Origin of the sequence: Candidatus Competibacter phosphatis (assembly GCF_012939995.1) — a bacterium.
Lineage (GTDB): Bacteria > Pseudomonadota > Gammaproteobacteria > Competibacterales > Competibacteraceae > Competibacter > Competibacter phosphatis.
The window spans coordinates 73,123-88,236 of the sequence record NZ_SPMZ01000029.1 but is presented as its reverse complement, the minus strand read 5'-3'; the positions used below and the strand labels follow the sequence as shown (position 1 = coordinate 88,236).

15 protein-coding genes are annotated in these 15,114 nt (G+C 51.9%); 1 reads left to right on the top strand and 14 read right to left on the bottom strand.

Going from position 1 to position 15,114, the window contains the following annotated elements:
• Window positions 1-132: 132 nt before the first annotated feature.
• Window positions 133-426, top strand: a complete 294-nt coding sequence (locus tag E4P82_RS11035) for a transposase (protein ID WP_246327307.1) — start codon at window positions 133-135, stop codon at window positions 424-426.
• On the opposite strand, the gene E4P82_RS11030 is transcribed toward E4P82_RS11035, so the two are convergent.
• The 14 genes from E4P82_RS11030 to E4P82_RS10970 all read right to left on the bottom strand — a co-directional run bounded on the left by E4P82_RS11030 (window position 423) and on the right by E4P82_RS10970 (window position 14,793).
• Window positions 423-1,025: a hypothetical protein gene (locus tag E4P82_RS11030; protein ID WP_169248926.1), complete on the bottom strand. Its 603-nt coding sequence runs from the start codon at window positions 1,023-1,025 to the stop codon at window positions 423-425. The genes E4P82_RS11035 and E4P82_RS11030 overlap by 4 nt on opposite strands.
• A 1,223-nt stretch (window positions 1,026-2,248) precedes the next feature.
• Entirely contained in the window at window positions 2,249-2,491 is a 243-nt protein-coding gene (locus E4P82_RS11025) for a hypothetical protein (protein WP_169248925.1), read from the bottom strand.
• Between the two features lie 1,117 nt (window positions 2,492-3,608).
• Complete coding sequence (uvrA, locus tag E4P82_RS11020; protein ID WP_169248924.1) at window positions 3,609-6,440, bottom strand: excinuclease ABC subunit UvrA; 2,832 nt, start codon at window positions 6,438-6,440, stop codon at window positions 3,609-3,611.
• Window positions 6,441-6,669: 229 nt separating this feature from the next.
• Window positions 6,670-7,851, bottom strand: a complete 1,182-nt coding sequence (gene ampH / locus E4P82_RS11015) for a D-alanyl-D-alanine-carboxypeptidase/endopeptidase AmpH (protein WP_246327525.1) — start codon at window positions 7,849-7,851, stop codon at window positions 6,670-6,672.
• 2 nt (window positions 7,852-7,853) lie between these two features.
• Window positions 7,854-8,834 (bottom strand): aldo/keto reductase, encoded by a 981-nt coding sequence (locus E4P82_RS11010; RefSeq protein ID WP_420887097.1) that lies wholly within the window; start codon window positions 8,832-8,834, stop codon window positions 7,854-7,856.
• A gap of 221 nt (window positions 8,835-9,055) precedes the next feature.
• Entirely contained in the window at window positions 9,056-9,550 is a 495-nt protein-coding gene (locus E4P82_RS11005; protein WP_169248922.1) for a hypothetical protein, read from the bottom strand.
• A 673-nt stretch (window positions 9,551-10,223) separates the two neighbouring features.
• Entirely contained in the window at window positions 10,224-10,988 is a 765-nt protein-coding gene (locus tag E4P82_RS11000; RefSeq protein WP_169248921.1) for an enoyl-CoA hydratase-related protein, read from the bottom strand.
• Between the two features lie 132 nt (window positions 10,989-11,120).
• On the bottom strand, window positions 11,121-11,651 hold the full coding sequence (locus tag E4P82_RS10995; protein WP_169248920.1) for a GNAT family N-acetyltransferase: 531 nt from the start codon (window positions 11,649-11,651) through the stop codon (window positions 11,121-11,123).
• Between the two features lie 201 nt (window positions 11,652-11,852).
• Complete coding sequence (locus E4P82_RS10990) at window positions 11,853-12,167, bottom strand: hypothetical protein (protein WP_169248919.1); 315 nt, start codon at window positions 12,165-12,167, stop codon at window positions 11,853-11,855.
• Between the two features lie 78 nt (window positions 12,168-12,245).
• Window positions 12,246-12,617 (bottom strand): hypothetical protein, encoded by a 372-nt coding sequence (locus tag E4P82_RS10985; protein WP_312914769.1) that lies wholly within the window; start codon window positions 12,615-12,617, stop codon window positions 12,246-12,248.
• Window positions 12,565-12,738, bottom strand: a complete 174-nt coding sequence (locus tag E4P82_RS23205) for a hypothetical protein (protein WP_312914767.1) — start codon at window positions 12,736-12,738, stop codon at window positions 12,565-12,567. The genes E4P82_RS10985 and E4P82_RS23205 overlap by 53 nt, the downstream gene beginning before the upstream one ends.
• A 216-nt stretch (window positions 12,739-12,954) precedes the next feature.
• The gene (locus E4P82_RS10980) at window positions 12,955-13,626 is read right to left on the bottom strand and encodes a hypothetical protein (RefSeq protein ID WP_169248918.1); all 672 of its coding nucleotides are present in this window, start codon (window positions 13,624-13,626) and stop codon (window positions 12,955-12,957) included.
• Window positions 13,627-13,743: 117 nt separating this feature from the next.
• Window positions 13,744-14,145, bottom strand: coding sequence for a hypothetical protein (locus E4P82_RS10975; RefSeq protein WP_169248917.1), 402 nt, complete (start codon window positions 14,143-14,145; stop codon window positions 13,744-13,746).
• 138 nt (window positions 14,146-14,283) lie between these two features.
• A complete protein-coding gene (locus E4P82_RS10970; protein WP_169248916.1) occupies window positions 14,284-14,793 on the bottom strand; it encodes a toll/interleukin-1 receptor domain-containing protein in 510 nt (169 codons plus the stop codon).
• Between the last annotated feature and the right edge of the window lie 321 nt (window positions 14,794-15,114).

Sequence of the window (15,114 nt, the reverse complement as noted above, 5' to 3'; positions counted from 1 at the left end):
TGTCGTAGATACAATGGGTTATCTCATTGTTGCTCTGGTTCATGCGGCAAATATCTACGATGGTCATGCGGCTCGCCAAGTCTTGACCACCTTGTTTTCAATCGTGGATAGCGTCAAAAAAAATCTGGGCGGATGGTGGTTATAGAGGTGAAAAGTTTGTTCAATGGGTCAAGGAACAGTTCGACTGCATTTTTGAAGTTGTTGAAAAAAAAGAAAACGGATAAGGGATTTCAGGTTTTACCTCGGCGATGGGTTGTAGAGCGAACCTTTGCTTGGCTCGGGCGATCTCGCCGCTTAAGCAAAGATTACGAACGGAAACCCACATCGAGTACGGGTCATGTTTATATGGCCTCAATTCGACTCATGCTGCGAAGAATTTGTAAAGAACGAGTATTATTACAAGGGACTGCCTTAGAGGTAGCTTAGGTAATTGAGTTTTTGTACAGCTTCTCAGGATACTTGCCGTCGATCCAAAGCCCCCGCACGTCATCGATGGTGACGTAGCGTTTATTTGACTCATCGACGCGGCCGAACACCTGGAGGAGGGCCGTGAACTCTATGGTTTGAATAACGCCGCCTTTGAAGCCTGGATCTTGCAGCTGTGCCTGATTAGCGGCAGCGGCAAAATGCTCAGCGTACATTCGACCACTCTCATCACTGAACTTCAGCAGCGCATTATCGAGCTTTGCGGGACTAATCTCGGGATCTCGGATGCCAGTGCTTCCGCTGTGATCCAGACTAGAGTTCCGAAGGGCAAAAAGGTTGAAACTATCGGGAATCTCGTCGGTATTGTCGGCACCCGTGACGAGGGCTTTTCGAATTCCTGTGCCAACGCCTACACTCTCAAGAACCTTGTCTAAGTGAGCGGTGGTAACGTTTCCGTGTTCGTCTGGGTGCAGCAGGCCATTGTTGTAAAAGCTCAACAGCGCCGGACATGGAATCTTGTCAGCATTAGGGCGTTCACGCCAAACGCCCTCGCCGGTCGTGGTCGAATTACTAGGTGTGGTTTCGTCTGTCGTAGGCATCTTCGTCTCCTATGGTTTTACACAAAACAAGCCAAGGCATGTGCTCTTTGTGGCTCAGTAAACAGGCGAAAGAATCAAGTAGTTTATGTGCAAGTGAACTCATACCATGCAAACCATCTTTCGCTGCCATCACGGCGCTATCCTACATCGGAGCGGCACTGACTTTAATGCCTAACCGATTCACACACCCTGTATGCATCGACGTCTCTTTGCGCCAACACCCAAATCAACGGGTTGCCCATCTTGCTACTTGATTGCGTATTCTTTATATGCCTCGACGAACTCTCGGGCTCCTTCCATCGTTTTAGGGTACTCGATGATTTGATACCTATTTGCCTTATCGTAGATTCTCTGAAACCAAAAGCCATGCTCGAATAGAAATCGGACTTTCTTCCATTGCTTGATATCGGTTTTCTTCGGAGCCTTGAAGTGCCTGCCAAAATTGTATGCCGGGCTGCCACAATCGGGGCAACTCATTTGCTTAGGGCAACCCATTGATAATAAGAATTCCCGCTTAAACGACTTGCGGCAGTCCAGGCAGGCGAAGGACATGTTGTAAGGCGCCACCAAGTTGCCACCCTCATTTCTTCCACATAACGTATGCTTCAGCCGCCGCCCAAAGTGCTGCACGCGCAGCGAACGGCACTTTGGGCGGCGGCTGGAGGCACTCATTAGACAATTTCAAACATTCTATACTTGCAGTTAATGAGCCTCGCCCCCTTTTCGCGCGAAACGCTGTACAAAGTAATTTCTAGAACAAGTGACTAATTTGGGGGAACGTTAAGCTACTAACAGCAGTACAGATCGAATGGACCCAAGGATCTTCGTGGCTGTTATCAAAGCGTTCGCAAACTCAATTCTTTCTTTTTTCTATTTTCTCTAGTTTTGTCTTAGCACTTTTTAAGATTGTCTGCAATATCAGAATAGGATGCGTTTAGGTCCGCACCATCCAGCCGAATATACTCAATCTTCAGAGAACGAATCGACGCGAGCAACACATCTTTCTGATTATCAGACAAGTTAGTTGTTTCGCTCTTAATTAAAATCAGATCTCGAAGCGCGTTTAGAACCCGTTTCTTTGCATTGACGTTGGTAATCATGCTCAATTCCCTCCAGATGCCGCAGCCTGCTTAATTGCCACAAGGTCACTTAGATGTGTGTTCAAAATATCCAATCCCTCATCTATAGATCCATCACTAGCAAGGATTACTGTATGTGCCTCGTCAAGAGCTGTAGCCGCGCTCGCAGCCTTTTTTTGCTCTTGCTTGTTCGGCAAGAATTTCTCTCTTCGCTGTATCAAAGTCCAGGAATATCTTTTGCGGTGTGGAACCAGAGCGGCGTGATGCGCGCAATACGCAGCGTGCATGCTTATCCCAACTTACAATTAGCTTAGCAAGCGTATCGTCGACACTCTGAGAATCCTCTTCGAGGCGAAGAGAGAAAGTAAAAAAGACTTGACGTGACACTCTCCATCACGTCCTTGATTTTTTTGAGTTCGCCGAGCCTCACTCAACCGAACACCGAGGTTTGTAAGGGCTCCGACAGCCGGTCCGATGGTGGCGGGAGCTTTAGCGCTACCAGCCAATTCACCCGCAGCACCATTAAATCCCTTTGCTGCTTCGTTAAGCTTGGCGATACTGTCTCCACCGGCCGCTTCGGTCAGTGCTTTTGTATACGCTGCCAAGCATCGGCGACCTTAGCCTGTTCGGCAATGAGTGTAGAGGGCTGAGTTTTTGACTTAGCTGCCAGACGGTAAGCTCTGGAGCCCGAGAGGAAGCGACAGGCATTTTCGTTGACAGCGATTTCTTTTGAGAAGCTGGGATTCAAGATTCTTTGGCGTGGAAATCGTGGCAACCGCAATTTCTGAAGCTTTGCCGAATTCAGCTAGTTTTTTAGATGGCAGGGCACAGCCTGTGATCGAGACCGCAAGTATGAAAATTATAAGGCGAGTAAGCATTTTCAATATCCTCCTTTCTTTCTGTTTAAGACTAGCGCAAAAGGCTCGAATTACTCCCCAGAAACTTACTTCCTACATTAGTTGACATATGGCCTCCCACCACATTTGATCAATCAGTTAAATGAATATTTCGAAGCAAAACGAGGCGGCGGATAAGCCGCGAGGACGGAAAAGTCGAAGGCTTTGACGGCCGATGTCGGCTTGATCCGCGTGGTTGTGCGGCGCGAAGCGCCAAGCAACCACGCGGATTGGAATCCGTCGCCCCGTTGTATGGTTTCCGTCTATCAACCATATTTCGCTATAATTGAAATTATTCAATTGATTAAATTGGTTTTTTTGGCCGTATGACATTCATCGTGGACGATAAAACCCTAGAAAAACCCGACAGGCTTGCTGCCCCTTTGGAATTTACCCGCCGCCATGAGGCGCGATTAATGCAGTGGAACATCATGCCGGGCGCGGTCCGTGCCATCGCCATCGACTGCGCCCCTATCTGGGCTTCTGTCACAAGCATAGTTGCGTGTTGACAGATTGCCCAAATTTGCACGTTTTCAGGGGAGTTCGAAATCAGGTACCCGCCGGAATCTCCACGCCAGCGGCTGGAGGATGATTCTTCCCGGTCAGTCTTACCCAGCAGAGCAAAGCACCGGCGCCAGAAACCGCCCGGTATGACTTTCTGGATGGCGGGCGATATCCTCCGGCGTACCCACCGCCATTACCTCGCCGCCTCCCCCGCCGCCCTCCGGCCCCAGATCGATGACCCAATCGGCGGTCTTGATCACGTCAAGATTGTGCTCGATCACCACAATCGTGTTGCCTCGATCCCGTAACTCGTGCAGCACCTTCAACAACTGCTCGATATCGTGAAAATGCAGGCCGGTGGTCGGTTCGTCCAGAATGTACAGTGTTTGCCCAGTGTCGCGTTTGGACAGCTCGCGGGCCAGCTTCACCCGTTGCGCCTCGCCACCGGACAGAGTGGTGGCGTTCTGACCGAGTCGAATGTAGCTCAAACCCACGTCGGTCAGGGTCTGGAGCTTGCGCGCCACCACCGGCACGGCTTGATAGAACGCCAGCGCATCCTCGACCGTCATCTCCAGCACTTCGTGAATGTTGCGACCCTTGTAACGGATGTCCAAGGTTTCCCGATTGTAGCGCTGGCTCTTGCACACGTCGCAAGGCACATAGATATCCGGCAGAAAGTGCATCGCCACCTGAATCACCCCATCGCCCTGACAGGCTTCGCAGCGCCCGCCCTTGACGTTGAAGCTGAAACGGCCCGGCGCGTAGCCGCGCGCCCGTGATTCGGGCACGCCGGCAAACAGCTCGCGGATCGGGGTAAACAGGCCGGTATAGGTGGCCGGATTGGAGCGCGGCGTCCGGCCGATGGGACTCTGGTCGATGTTCACCACCTTATCCAACTGCTCCAATCCCAGCAGATCGCGGCACGGCGCCGGCGACTCGTTGGCATTGTTCAGGTCGCGGGCGGCGTAGCAATACAGTGTGTCGTTGATCAGCGTGGACTTGCCGGAACCGGACACCCCGGTGATGCAGGTGAACAAACCCAGCGGAATCTGCACCGATAGATTCTTGAGGTTGTTGCCGCTGGCGCCGACGATGCGTAACTGCTTTTTCGGATCGGGCGGCGTGCGCCGGGTGGGTAATTCAATCCGCCGTTGCCCGCTCAGATAGGCCCCGGTCAAGGAATCGGGATGCGCCATGATGTCGGCCGGCGTCCCCTGCGCCACCACTCGGCCGCCATGCACGCCCGCGCCCGGCCCCATGTCCACCACATGATCGGCGGTGCGGATGGCGTCCTCGTCGTGCTCGACCACGATCACGGTGTTGCCGAAATCGCGCAATCGCAACAGGCTGGCCAGCAACCGGGCGTTGTCGCGCTGGTGCAGGCCGATGGACGGCTCGTCCAGCACGTACATCACCCCGACCAGCCCGGCGCCGATCTGCGAAGCCAGCCGGATGCGTTGCGCCTCACCGCCGGACAAGGTATCGGCGCTGCGCTCCAGGTTCAGATAATCCAAGCCGACATTGACCAGGAAGTTCAGCCGTTCGTCGATTTCCTTGACGATCTTGACGGCGATCTCGCCACGCCGACCGGGCAAGGCCAAGTCGCCGAAAAAATCGCGGGCCGCGCCGATCGGCAAGGCGACGATCTCTGGCAGGCTCCGACCGGCAACAAAGACATGACGGGCGGAGCGAGTCAGCCGCGCACCCTGGCAGGATGGACAGGGCTGGCTGCTCAGGTACTTCACCAGATCGTCGCGCACCAGATTCGACTCGGTTTCCCGATAGCGGCGCTCCATGTTGGGAATCACCCCCTCGAACGCATGACGACGATGGTGGGTTTCGCCGCGACTGTTGCTGTATTCGAAATTGATGGCCTCCCCGCCGCTACCGTGCAGGATCAAGCGGCGGATTCGCTCGGGCAGATCCTGGAACGGGGTATCCACCTCGAAGCCGTAATGCCGCGCCAAGGATTGGATGAGTTGAAAATAATGGACATTGTCGCGATCCCAGCCGCGCACCGCCCCGCGCGCCAAACTCAGATGCGGATGCGCCACCACCCGTTCGGGATCGAAGAATTGTTTGACGCCCAAACCGTCGCACGCCGGGCAAGCGCCGACCGGATTGTTGAAGGAGAACAGGCGCGGCTCCAGCTCACTCAGACTGTAACCGCAGATCGGACAGGCGAAGCCGGCGGAAAATAGCAATTCGGCCCGCGTCGGCTCGTCCAGAAACGCCACCCGCGCCATGCCGTCCGCCAGCCGCAGCGCGGTCTCGAACGACTCCGCCAAGCGCTGGCCGAGATCGTCCCGAACCTTGAAGCGATCCACCACCACTTCAATCGTATGCTTGCGGCGCAGATCCAGGGTGGGCGGGCTATCCAGTTCCACCACCTCGCCGTCGATGCGGGCACGCACGAAGCCCTGGGCACGCAGTTCCTGCAACAGCTTGACGTGTTCGCCCTTGCGCTCCTTCACCACCGGCGCCAGCAGCATCAGCCGCCCGCCCTCGGGTAGCGCCAGCACCTGATCCACCATCTGACTGACGGTCTGGGCATCCAGATCGATGCCATGATCCGGGCAACGCGGAATCCCAGCCCGCGCGTACAGCAGCCGCAGATAATCATAAATCTCGGTGATGGTGCCGACCGTGGAACGGGGATTGTGCGAGGTGGATTTCTGCTCGATGGAAATCGCCGGCGACAACCCTTCGATGTGATCCACATCCGGCTTTTCCATCAGCGACAGGAACTGCCGGGCGTAGGCGGACAGCGATTCGACATAACGGCGCTGACCCTCGGCGTAGAGCGTATCGAAGGCCAGCGAGGATTTGCCGGAACCGGACAGGCCGGTGATGACGATCAACCGGTCGCGCGGCAGGTCGAGATCGACGTTTTGCAGATTATGCGTTCGCGCGCCGCGTATCTTGAGGGTGTCCATGGATGGGAGATCCGGAGTAATGGCGGTTTGAGGCGGTCATGATAACGCCCGCGTATGACCCGGCAAGGCCGCCCGAGACGAGCGGCGACCACCGCTCGCTCTAGCTCATGGCACCGGCGCAAGAACCGGTTTTGGTAGTCTCGCGATCTGTAGCGGCCAACACCGACATTCACCTGACCCGATACAGTCGTGATGCGGATAGGCGTGTTACATGAGCGCCTTCAGCCCCTTAGCGTGGCGCGAGTGTCGCGATCAACTCATTGGCCACTTTAGCCATGGCCATGGAGGCGGCGAAGTTGAATTGGTTGATGGCGATAAACACCGCCACGCCGCGCGTCGGCGCGAAAGCGATATAGCTAAAGGTGCCCTGTAGCCCGCCAGCCTTTTGCAGGATGAACGGACGGTCACCCTCCGGCATCATGGCTACCCAGGCCAGCCCCATCGCGTCCATGTGGCCGGACTCGTCCATTCCCGATACGGTCTCAAGGCCATCCCGCATGAGATACAGCGAATGATCGAGCAGTCGCGCTTCCGCGCCACTCTCGGCGAAGCGGTCAAGATGCCATTGCATCCAGCGCAAGAGGTCGTTTGGCGTGGAGTACAGGCCACCCGCGCCGACAATAACATCTCCAGTAGGCACGTCCGGCAATGGCTCCCCCGCAAAGCCATGGCCCTGCATCAATCGCTGCTTTTGTTCCTTCGACAGCGTAAACACCGTGTCCTTCATGCCGAGAGGAGCGGTGATGTATTGCTTAAGCAGCTCAGGATAAGGTTGGTTCGTTGCCTTGGATAAGCCCATGGCGAGCAGGTCAAAGCCGAAATTCGAGTAGAGCACGGAGGTTCCCGGCTTGAAGAGCAAAGGCTCCTTCTTCAGCCAGTCGGCGAAGGTCTGGACCGTGATTGGGGCGAAGGGGTCCTGTTCGGACCCCGGCTCATGGGGAACTTCGCGCGGGAGTCCCCCCGAATGGGTGGCAAGATCGATCAGGCGGATATGCTCCACATCGGCTTTCGCGTCAACCGCCAGGTCGGGCCACGACTTGGTGAGAGGCTGGGTAAGCCGCACCCTGTTGTCGGCGGCGAGGTGGGCCAGCACCTGGCCGGTGAATGCCTTGGTGATGGAGCCGATCCGCAATAGCGTGTCTCGGTCCGGCGCCTTGCTACCTGCGCCCGCTCGCTCGCCAAAGCCATGAATCGAAGTTTCGCCATTACGCACCACACCAATGACGAGGGCAGGCACCTTGTGTTCTAAATACAAGATCTCCCCGGTAAACTCGACGATCTCGTCGAGGAAGGGATCTGCTCGCGCAACTTGCGCACCGCTCCACGCCAAGCCCACGATCATCGTCGCGGCAATGACACCGCCCCGGATGAGGCGGCACGAAAAACCAAGATCGATCAAGGTCTTCAGCATGATTACACCAATGTTGTGCCTTCAGCTAATCCAGGCCGCGCGAGCTCATTGATTCGCTTCAGGATCTCATCGTTCAAATGGATATCCGCTGCTTTGGCATTCTCATCGATCCGCTCCGGGCGGCGCGTTCCGGGGATTGGGAAAATATCCTTGCCCTGATGTAAGAGCCACGCAAGCGCCAACTGCGCGGGTGTCACCTCCAGCTCACGCGCAATTTGCATGAGCGGCGCGAAACGGTCGCGATTCATGGCCAGGTTCTCCGCGACAAAGCGCGGGTTGTTCTGGCGGAAATCGTTCTTGTCCAGCGCTCCCACGGTTCCAGTCAGGAACCCGCTGCCGAGAGGCGCCCAACAGACCAGAGCGATTCCCAGTTCACGTAAAGTGGGCAGCAAAGTCGTCTCGGCCTCCCGACGCCAGAGGGAATACTCGTATTGCACCGCCGTGATCGGATGGACCGCGTGCGCGCGCCGGACTTCGTCCGCAGTGACGTTGCTCAATCCCAGATAGCGTACTTTCCCCGCACGAACCGCATCGGCCATCGCCCCCACGGTTTCTTCAATCGGCGTTATAGGGTCCACATAGTGGGCATACCAAAGATCGATGACGTCAACGCCCAGACGATCGAGACTGCCATCCAGTGCTTTCCGAACATACGCCGCCGTACCATTGATCTTGATCGAGAACCCCCAGCCCGTTGGCAGCTCGGCACCCGTTTCTTGCTCGTCGAACACGATGCCGAACTTCGTGGCGATAAAAGCGTCGTCTCGTCGACCCTTCACGGCGCGACCCACGAGCAGCTCGTTGTGACCATTGCCGTATGCATCAGCGGAGTCGATCATCGTCAAACCCGCATCAAGCGCGTGACGAATGGTCTCCACGGCTTGAGTAGCATCGGACGCGCCATAATAGCCCTCCAAAACCATCGCGCCGTATCCGAGGCAACCGACATACGGCCCGTTTCGTCCAAGGGAGTTTTTCCGAATCATATTCATGCTCCTTTCTTATGCACCGCCCAACACAATCGTAAGTGGCTCACGGTAAAAAAGGACTGAAGCAAAAAAAGCACCGCTTGTTCCCACGCGTCCGTTCGATGAAATCGTCGGCCTTTTCATGGCTAACCAAATGTAGCGGCCATCGCATCATGATGATCGTAAGTCGTTGCATATCAACAGACGATAATACTCACTGCACGGAGCGAATGGTTTCAGTTATTTGCCCATCCTTTAACGTATCCTGAACCTGGGTTAATGGAAGAAAAACTCTTGCCCGCTTTTCTATACTGAAGATTTTGACCAGTGCCATGAAAATGCGCACCGGAAAAAGGATTTACCCAATCAGAAGCCACGTTGGATCGCACGGTAGTGTGGGGAATGCTGTACTTCGTCATAAAACCGGAGCAATCTGGGCAAACACCTTTTCCAATGCATGCAATCTCCAGATAAAAGAAATCACTTAAGAGCGCAGACTTATCGCCATCTGTTGCATGTCTAATAATAGAAGTTTCAGCATGAAGTCCACTGGTATTGCCGATGATCACAACGTCAGAATGAGGAATGTCAAGGCCACTCGCTTGTGCTGAAACCACGTTTGGATCGGGCTGGGGCGGCCCCTTGACAGCTACATATATCGTGTTCGTCCCGTGTTCACCATAGCTATAACCAATTGCGGTCGTATTATTGTTTTTTAGCATCGGCGACATGAAAAACCAGCCCGAGAGTAGTCAATAGTCCGAGATAATTACCGTTATCCATCCAAGCACTGACGCCTTGCTGATTTTTCCGAGCGCGTCTGTTTTTCTTGCTTCGTTGCAGCAGCTTGTAGAATACTGGCCATTTTTCTTCTCCTCTTAATAGATCACAGTGTGATAATGCTAAGTATTCTCTATTTTTCACTTAAATGCTGGCTCATCATATTTTCAATGCAAGCACGATACTCGCCAACATGAAAAGACTTTATTCGACGTTCAGCTCGATAGCTTGGCTCGAAACATTCATCGTGATATTTCGCGATCAGATCGCAATCGAAAGCGCCTTGCTTGGCACAAGCTTTTCTTTTCCGTCTCTTGCATCTCGCTACTCAGATGCATTCGCTTGATGGCTGAGTAACCGTAGGAAACTGCAAAAAATCGCAATAACCACAATGACCGCAGTCTTACTCCACTTCACAAATCTTCACCCTTAAATTTCTAACGGGGCGATGGATAAGCCGTGATGAAGGAAAAAACCGACAACTTTGACAGCCAATATCGGTTTTTCTACATAGCTATCGCGAGCGCGAAGTATCCGCGATAATGTTTGAATTGCGCAGCCTCGCACTGTTTTTTTACGCGGGGCTACTGAATAATTGCCTATACGGAATACGCAATCGAATTTCTATCGATGAAGAAAATTGGCGCGTCGTTTTTCAATAAATGCACGGACACCTTCACGAAAATCATGTTCGGTGAAGCAACGATGAAAGCGATCGCGCTCAACAATTAGTCCAGTTTCCAAATTCACTTGTGTGTCGTTGACAGATGCCTTGATGCGACGAGTAACCGGACCGGAAAATGACGCCACCTGCTTTGCGACAGCCAATGCCTCATCTTCCAGTTGTTCATCGGGAACGATTCTGGAAACCAGGCCAGCAGCGAAAGCTTCATCCGCACTTAGGGATCGGCCAGTCAAGAGTAGATCCATGGCTATATGTTTGCCAACGACTCGGGCCAATCGTTGCGTCCCTCCTGCTCCGGGCATTGCCGCTAGCGTGATTTCTGGGTGGCAAAATCTCGCGGTGGCTGCGGCGATGACGATATCGCACATCTCGACCAACTCGCAGCCACCACCAGCAGCTAAACCTTTGACAGCGACAATGACTGGCTTTGAAATATCAGGCAAACTCGAAACACAACCGGTGAACTGCTCTGCAATAACCTCTTCAGCGGTCATTTCCGCCATTTCCCGAATGTCCGCACCCGCACAGAAGTGCTTGAGTGCAGATGAAATAAGGATCGCGTGAATACTCTCCGTATTGTCCAAGTCGCGCAGAGCGTCGTCTATCTCATGACAGAACTCACGACTTAAAGCATTTAGTGCGCCAACTCGATTCAATATGATATGACCAACACCATCATACTGTTTAACGCTTAACGAACTCATAAGCCTTTCTCCACCAATAGCACGTCACCAATTCGGATTTACCGCATAGCGCCCTATATTATTCGACCGTAAAAACCAAAGCATAGCGATCTTTTTTTGTAACTCAGATGGATGTGACTGTCAGCAGATTGATTACCATAATTTAGGGTCACATAAAGAGGCAACACAGTTTATTGCTACAGGTACTTTCTCCATGGCGTATTCGTTAAGAACAATGGCTTGCCACCCAGAAGGATACTGAAGATTGTAAGGTGTTATGTAGTTACGAGCGGCATCAGCATTAAAACCAAACCTTTCATAATAATTTGGGTCACCGTAAACAAAGACGATATTTACACCCATGGCTGATAACTGCTGCATGCCGTATTTAATTAGCGTCGAGCCAATACCATGTTTTTGGTAATTGGCTTGCACCGCCAGCGGTGCAAAAATATAAGCCTGGCAATCCTCATTATGATCTATTTTAACAGGACTGAAAGCGATGTGACCCACGACTGAGTGATCAGTTTCAGCAATCAGCGAGATTGTTTGTGGGGTCGTATTTTCAGAAAGCAGCTCAATGGCAATCTTCGCGACAATCTCGCTTTCACCTTTAGGGAAGGTAGATAAATAGACTCTTTTGATATCGTCACTATCCTGGTTTGTCGCTATACGAATGTTCATGACTTCTCAGCTAATTGGGCGGCGGATAAGCCGCGAGGATGGATAATCCGAAGGCTTGGACGGTCGCTGTTGGCTTGATCCGCGTGGTAGTGCAGGCGCTTCGCGCCCGCACTACCACCATAATGAGCCGCACTTGATGGCGCCCGACCGGAGCGGCAGCGAAGGGAGAGAAGCGGTCAATTATCGGACTCCATTGTAACGTTAGGTGGCGCTATCGCGATAGAACTTCTCTACAAGGATTCGCGCACATTGCTCATATCCAAACGGTGGCGTTTCTCCGCTTAGCTCTCGTACGGTTAGATCAATTTCGATGTTCTTTCTACCGGATATGAGATCGATAGCTTTTTGCACTCCCGTACGGATCGCGTCGGAATAGCGCGAACGGTCGGCGTCTTCCAAGTGATCTAGGCCGTAGATCGTAAGTTTGAACTCTGGTGCTGCTTTTTGCGTCGCTTGCATTTGCACGTCGTAGATCGCGTGCGGGGTTTGCTTTCGGAGCCGGTATTGCGCTTCCATATTGAAGCCACCTAACGTCGAAAATAACCGGCTGGAAAAAGGCGCAGAGCAAAGCGGCACGGATTTTCCCAGTCCGAGTTAATTAGCCTTGTTAGATGCTTTTTCCCCAATGATTGCAGAAATGGCTAAGCCATCAGCCAATGCGATACATACCCAAAACAGTAGCTCAAGAGCTATTAAATGCAACGGCTCTCCGAATAAATTGAAGGGCGTGAAAAAATTCCCAAAAACAAAAAAGGTCATTAAAAAAACGAGGGTAGCAAATTGCAACCCCTGGCTTACAATCCCTCCTGTCCATGAAGAGGAGAGCCAGCGAAAAAGGTATGCATGAATAACTCCAAAAAAGACAATTCCTGCTATTATTGGCGCAGGTGAATTCACAACCAAAGGAATAGGCTCAAATCTCTGTCCATACCGAGATGAGCTTTTGGCTTTGCGATGAGGATTCAAGCAATATCCCTCCACCATTCCATCCAAAACCGATAAGCCGAAAAGTCATCAGCATCGTCGCGTTCATGACAAAACCGCCAGCTAGTCCAGCTAATAATGTTTTCCCATGCGTTGCTTTCATCTTTGCTTCCTTCTCCATCTAACGTATGGCTAACCTGGCGCATACTGTGCCTTGCCTGTAGTACCTTGGAAAACACTCGCGAACTCAGCAGTGCAGTGTGTACTCGGCTTGAACCGTTTGTTGGGCAGGCTTTTCATAGCGCTGTTGCGTGCAACAGTTACTTTGAATACGGAACAAAACTGCAGATTGCTAACCAAACAACTGCTCTCGCCGACCTTAACGATTGTGGAATTCGAAAATGTCATTGCTCATCAGCAGTATTATCAACACCACTATCTCCGGCGCGACCTCCCAATATGTCACATCAACTTCCATCACCCACGCCCCCTTCCAATCCTCCAACCGTCCTACAATACTCCCTTCTCCTATTCGAAGGTGGCTATCTCGTCCAATCCGCCCTGTCCCTTTGCTAGTATTGAGAAAATCAACTTCCTGTCCTTTTATCCCAAACTGAAACGGACTATTCAACCAACTCAACAAGCTTCCTTGTGGAAAGCCCAATGTAAAAATTCCTTGATGTGGGTTGAGTTGCCCTTCCACCACACTTTGATCCGTTTTCCCTTTTATTTCTCCCTGAGAAGCAGTCAACAAAACCTCGCCGGTGTAAACTGGTTTCCGTATATCTGGATCACTTGGGTAATGATAGTTTCCCCAAAAATTATCACCTTCCGTCAGTATCCTTACCGCATAGTCAAACCACAACTTTTTCCCCAACGTTGGCGCCTTCCAGTTTTGGCACACAAGGCTCCCCTGCATTACTTTCAATCCACCGGTTTGTCGCTTAGGTCCATAATTCTTTTTCCGTTGTTGCGACTGAAGTAGAACCAGCGGAATAACTCCTAGGAAAAAGACCAAACCAACGATAATAATTATCGCGCCCCAATTCATTCTTTCTCCATTTCTCCTGAATAACCTGATGTATGACTACGCACCGCCCAACGCCAAGCTCAGCGGACCGAAAAACGCGCAGCGGTTTTTGGGTCCGATGGAGCGACTTGTTGGGCGCTATTTGCAGGCATCTGAAATTTTCTCAATATAAATTGGATCAGTATCGACCTTCACGGTACAAAAATACATGTATTGTGGGCAATTAAATGGGGCGCACGTGTTTTTCGTGTTTTCTGATTTTGACACTACCTCGAATTTAGAATCCTGGTATTCACCACGAAGACTAGCTATTACATCATTGCACCACTTGTTTTGATCGTAACCACCGCCCATCCAATTGGAGCTACGCTCTACATTAAATGAACGAGCATATCGCTCGATACCATGACTAGGATCTCGACATGCTTTAGAAGTAAGTGCTTTCTTGGATTCAATTTTTGGCTCGGCATTGACGCCTAGACTATCTGGCCAGATGATTTGCTTAATTTGCAGAATTCCCAAAATGATCCCTACTGCCACTCCAAGTATTGTTAGTGTTGCGGTGACAGAAGGGCGACTTCGCTTTTTTTGAATTATCAGTTAACTCTGAAATTCTAAGTTTTGCCAATTCGGAGAAAGCACCTTTTTGATCCGTACTTTTCTAGATACAGGCGATATTCATTTATTGACTGCGGCTCTTTTTTTTGATACGGAAGTCCAAAACTCTACTTCATGTGCTGGCTTGGCAAGAGCCGTCTCAATTTCCGATTGAGAGCGCGTGCTAAAAGAATCTTCAGGCCGACCGACCAAACGCTGTATGCCAGCTATTAAGCCCTCAAGAAGGGGATCGGTAGGCGTACTATTCCATTTCGTAAGATCAAGCGTATGGAGGGTATTAAAGGGGACCGGTAATTCAACATGCTCTATCCAAGCGGGAACCAATATATCCCGTTTTAATGCATGCGCGGCCTCAGCTATTACCCAGTGAGAAGCAATAGATTTCGGAGTCCACAAAACAACGGCTGCTTTTGCTTGATCTATAACCGCGTTAATTTCATCAGCAAATCTTTGCCCAGGCAAAAGCTCAATGTCCCACCAGACATCAAGCCCCGTCTTAGCTAAGGCTTCTGCGATCGCACGGGCTTTTTGGCGATCTTCTCGTTTGTATGAGATGAATACGTCCGTCATTTTTTCAAATTTTCCGCTGTTCTATCTTGCCGCCCAACGGGGCGGCGGATAAGCCGCGCAAAGCGAGAAAGCCGTAGGCTTTTTTCGCCTAAAGTCGGCTTGATCCGCGTGGTTGTGCGGCGCTTCGCGCCGCGCAAGCAGCGGATCGTATCCGCCCGCCCCGTAGTGCGGGCGCGAAGCGTCCGCACTACTATATGATTATATGGTTTCCGCTTATCTACCAAATTCCGCCATCGTTGATAATAATTTCTTGATTTTACTATATTTTATTAGCCGTATAACATTCATCGTAAACCCTCAAACCTTGGGAGCTCCAACTTG

Bases quoted from the DNA above. Each gene is read 5' to 3' on its own strand.
- E4P82_RS11035 (WP_246327307.1), top strand. From the start codon at position 133: ATGGTGGTTATAGAGGTGAAAAGTTTGTTCAATGGGTCAAGGAACAGT.
- E4P82_RS11030 (WP_169248926.1), bottom strand. From the start codon at position 1,025: ATGCCTACGACAGACGAAACCACACCTAGTAATTCGACCACGACCGGC.
- uvrA (WP_169248924.1), bottom strand. From the start codon at position 6,440: ATGGACACCCTCAAGATACGCGGCGCGCGAACGCATAATCTGCAAAAC.
- ampH (WP_246327525.1), bottom strand. From the start codon at position 7,851: ATGCTGAAGACCTTGATCGATCTTGGTTTTTCGTGCCGCCTCATCCGG.
- E4P82_RS11005 (WP_169248922.1), bottom strand. From the start codon at position 9,550: ATGTCGCCGATGCTAAAAAACAATAATACGACCGCAATTGGTTATAGC.
- E4P82_RS11000 (WP_169248921.1), bottom strand. From the start codon at position 10,988: ATGAGTTCGTTAAGCGTTAAACAGTATGATGGTGTTGGTCATATCATA.
- E4P82_RS10995 (WP_169248920.1), bottom strand. From the start codon at position 11,651: ATGAACATTCGTATAGCGACAAACCAGGATAGTGACGATATCAAAAGA.
- E4P82_RS10990 (WP_169248919.1), bottom strand. From the start codon at position 12,167: ATGGAAGCGCAATACCGGCTCCGAAAGCAAACCCCGCACGCGATCTAC.
- E4P82_RS23205 (WP_312914767.1), bottom strand. From the start codon at position 12,738: ATGAAAGCAACGCATGGGAAAACATTATTAGCTGGACTAGCTGGCGGT.
- E4P82_RS10980 (WP_169248918.1), bottom strand. From the start codon at position 13,626: ATGAATTGGGGCGCGATAATTATTATCGTTGGTTTGGTCTTTTTCCTA.
- E4P82_RS10970 (WP_169248916.1), bottom strand. From the start codon at position 14,793: ATGACGGACGTATTCATCTCATACAAACGAGAAGATCGCCAAAAAGCC.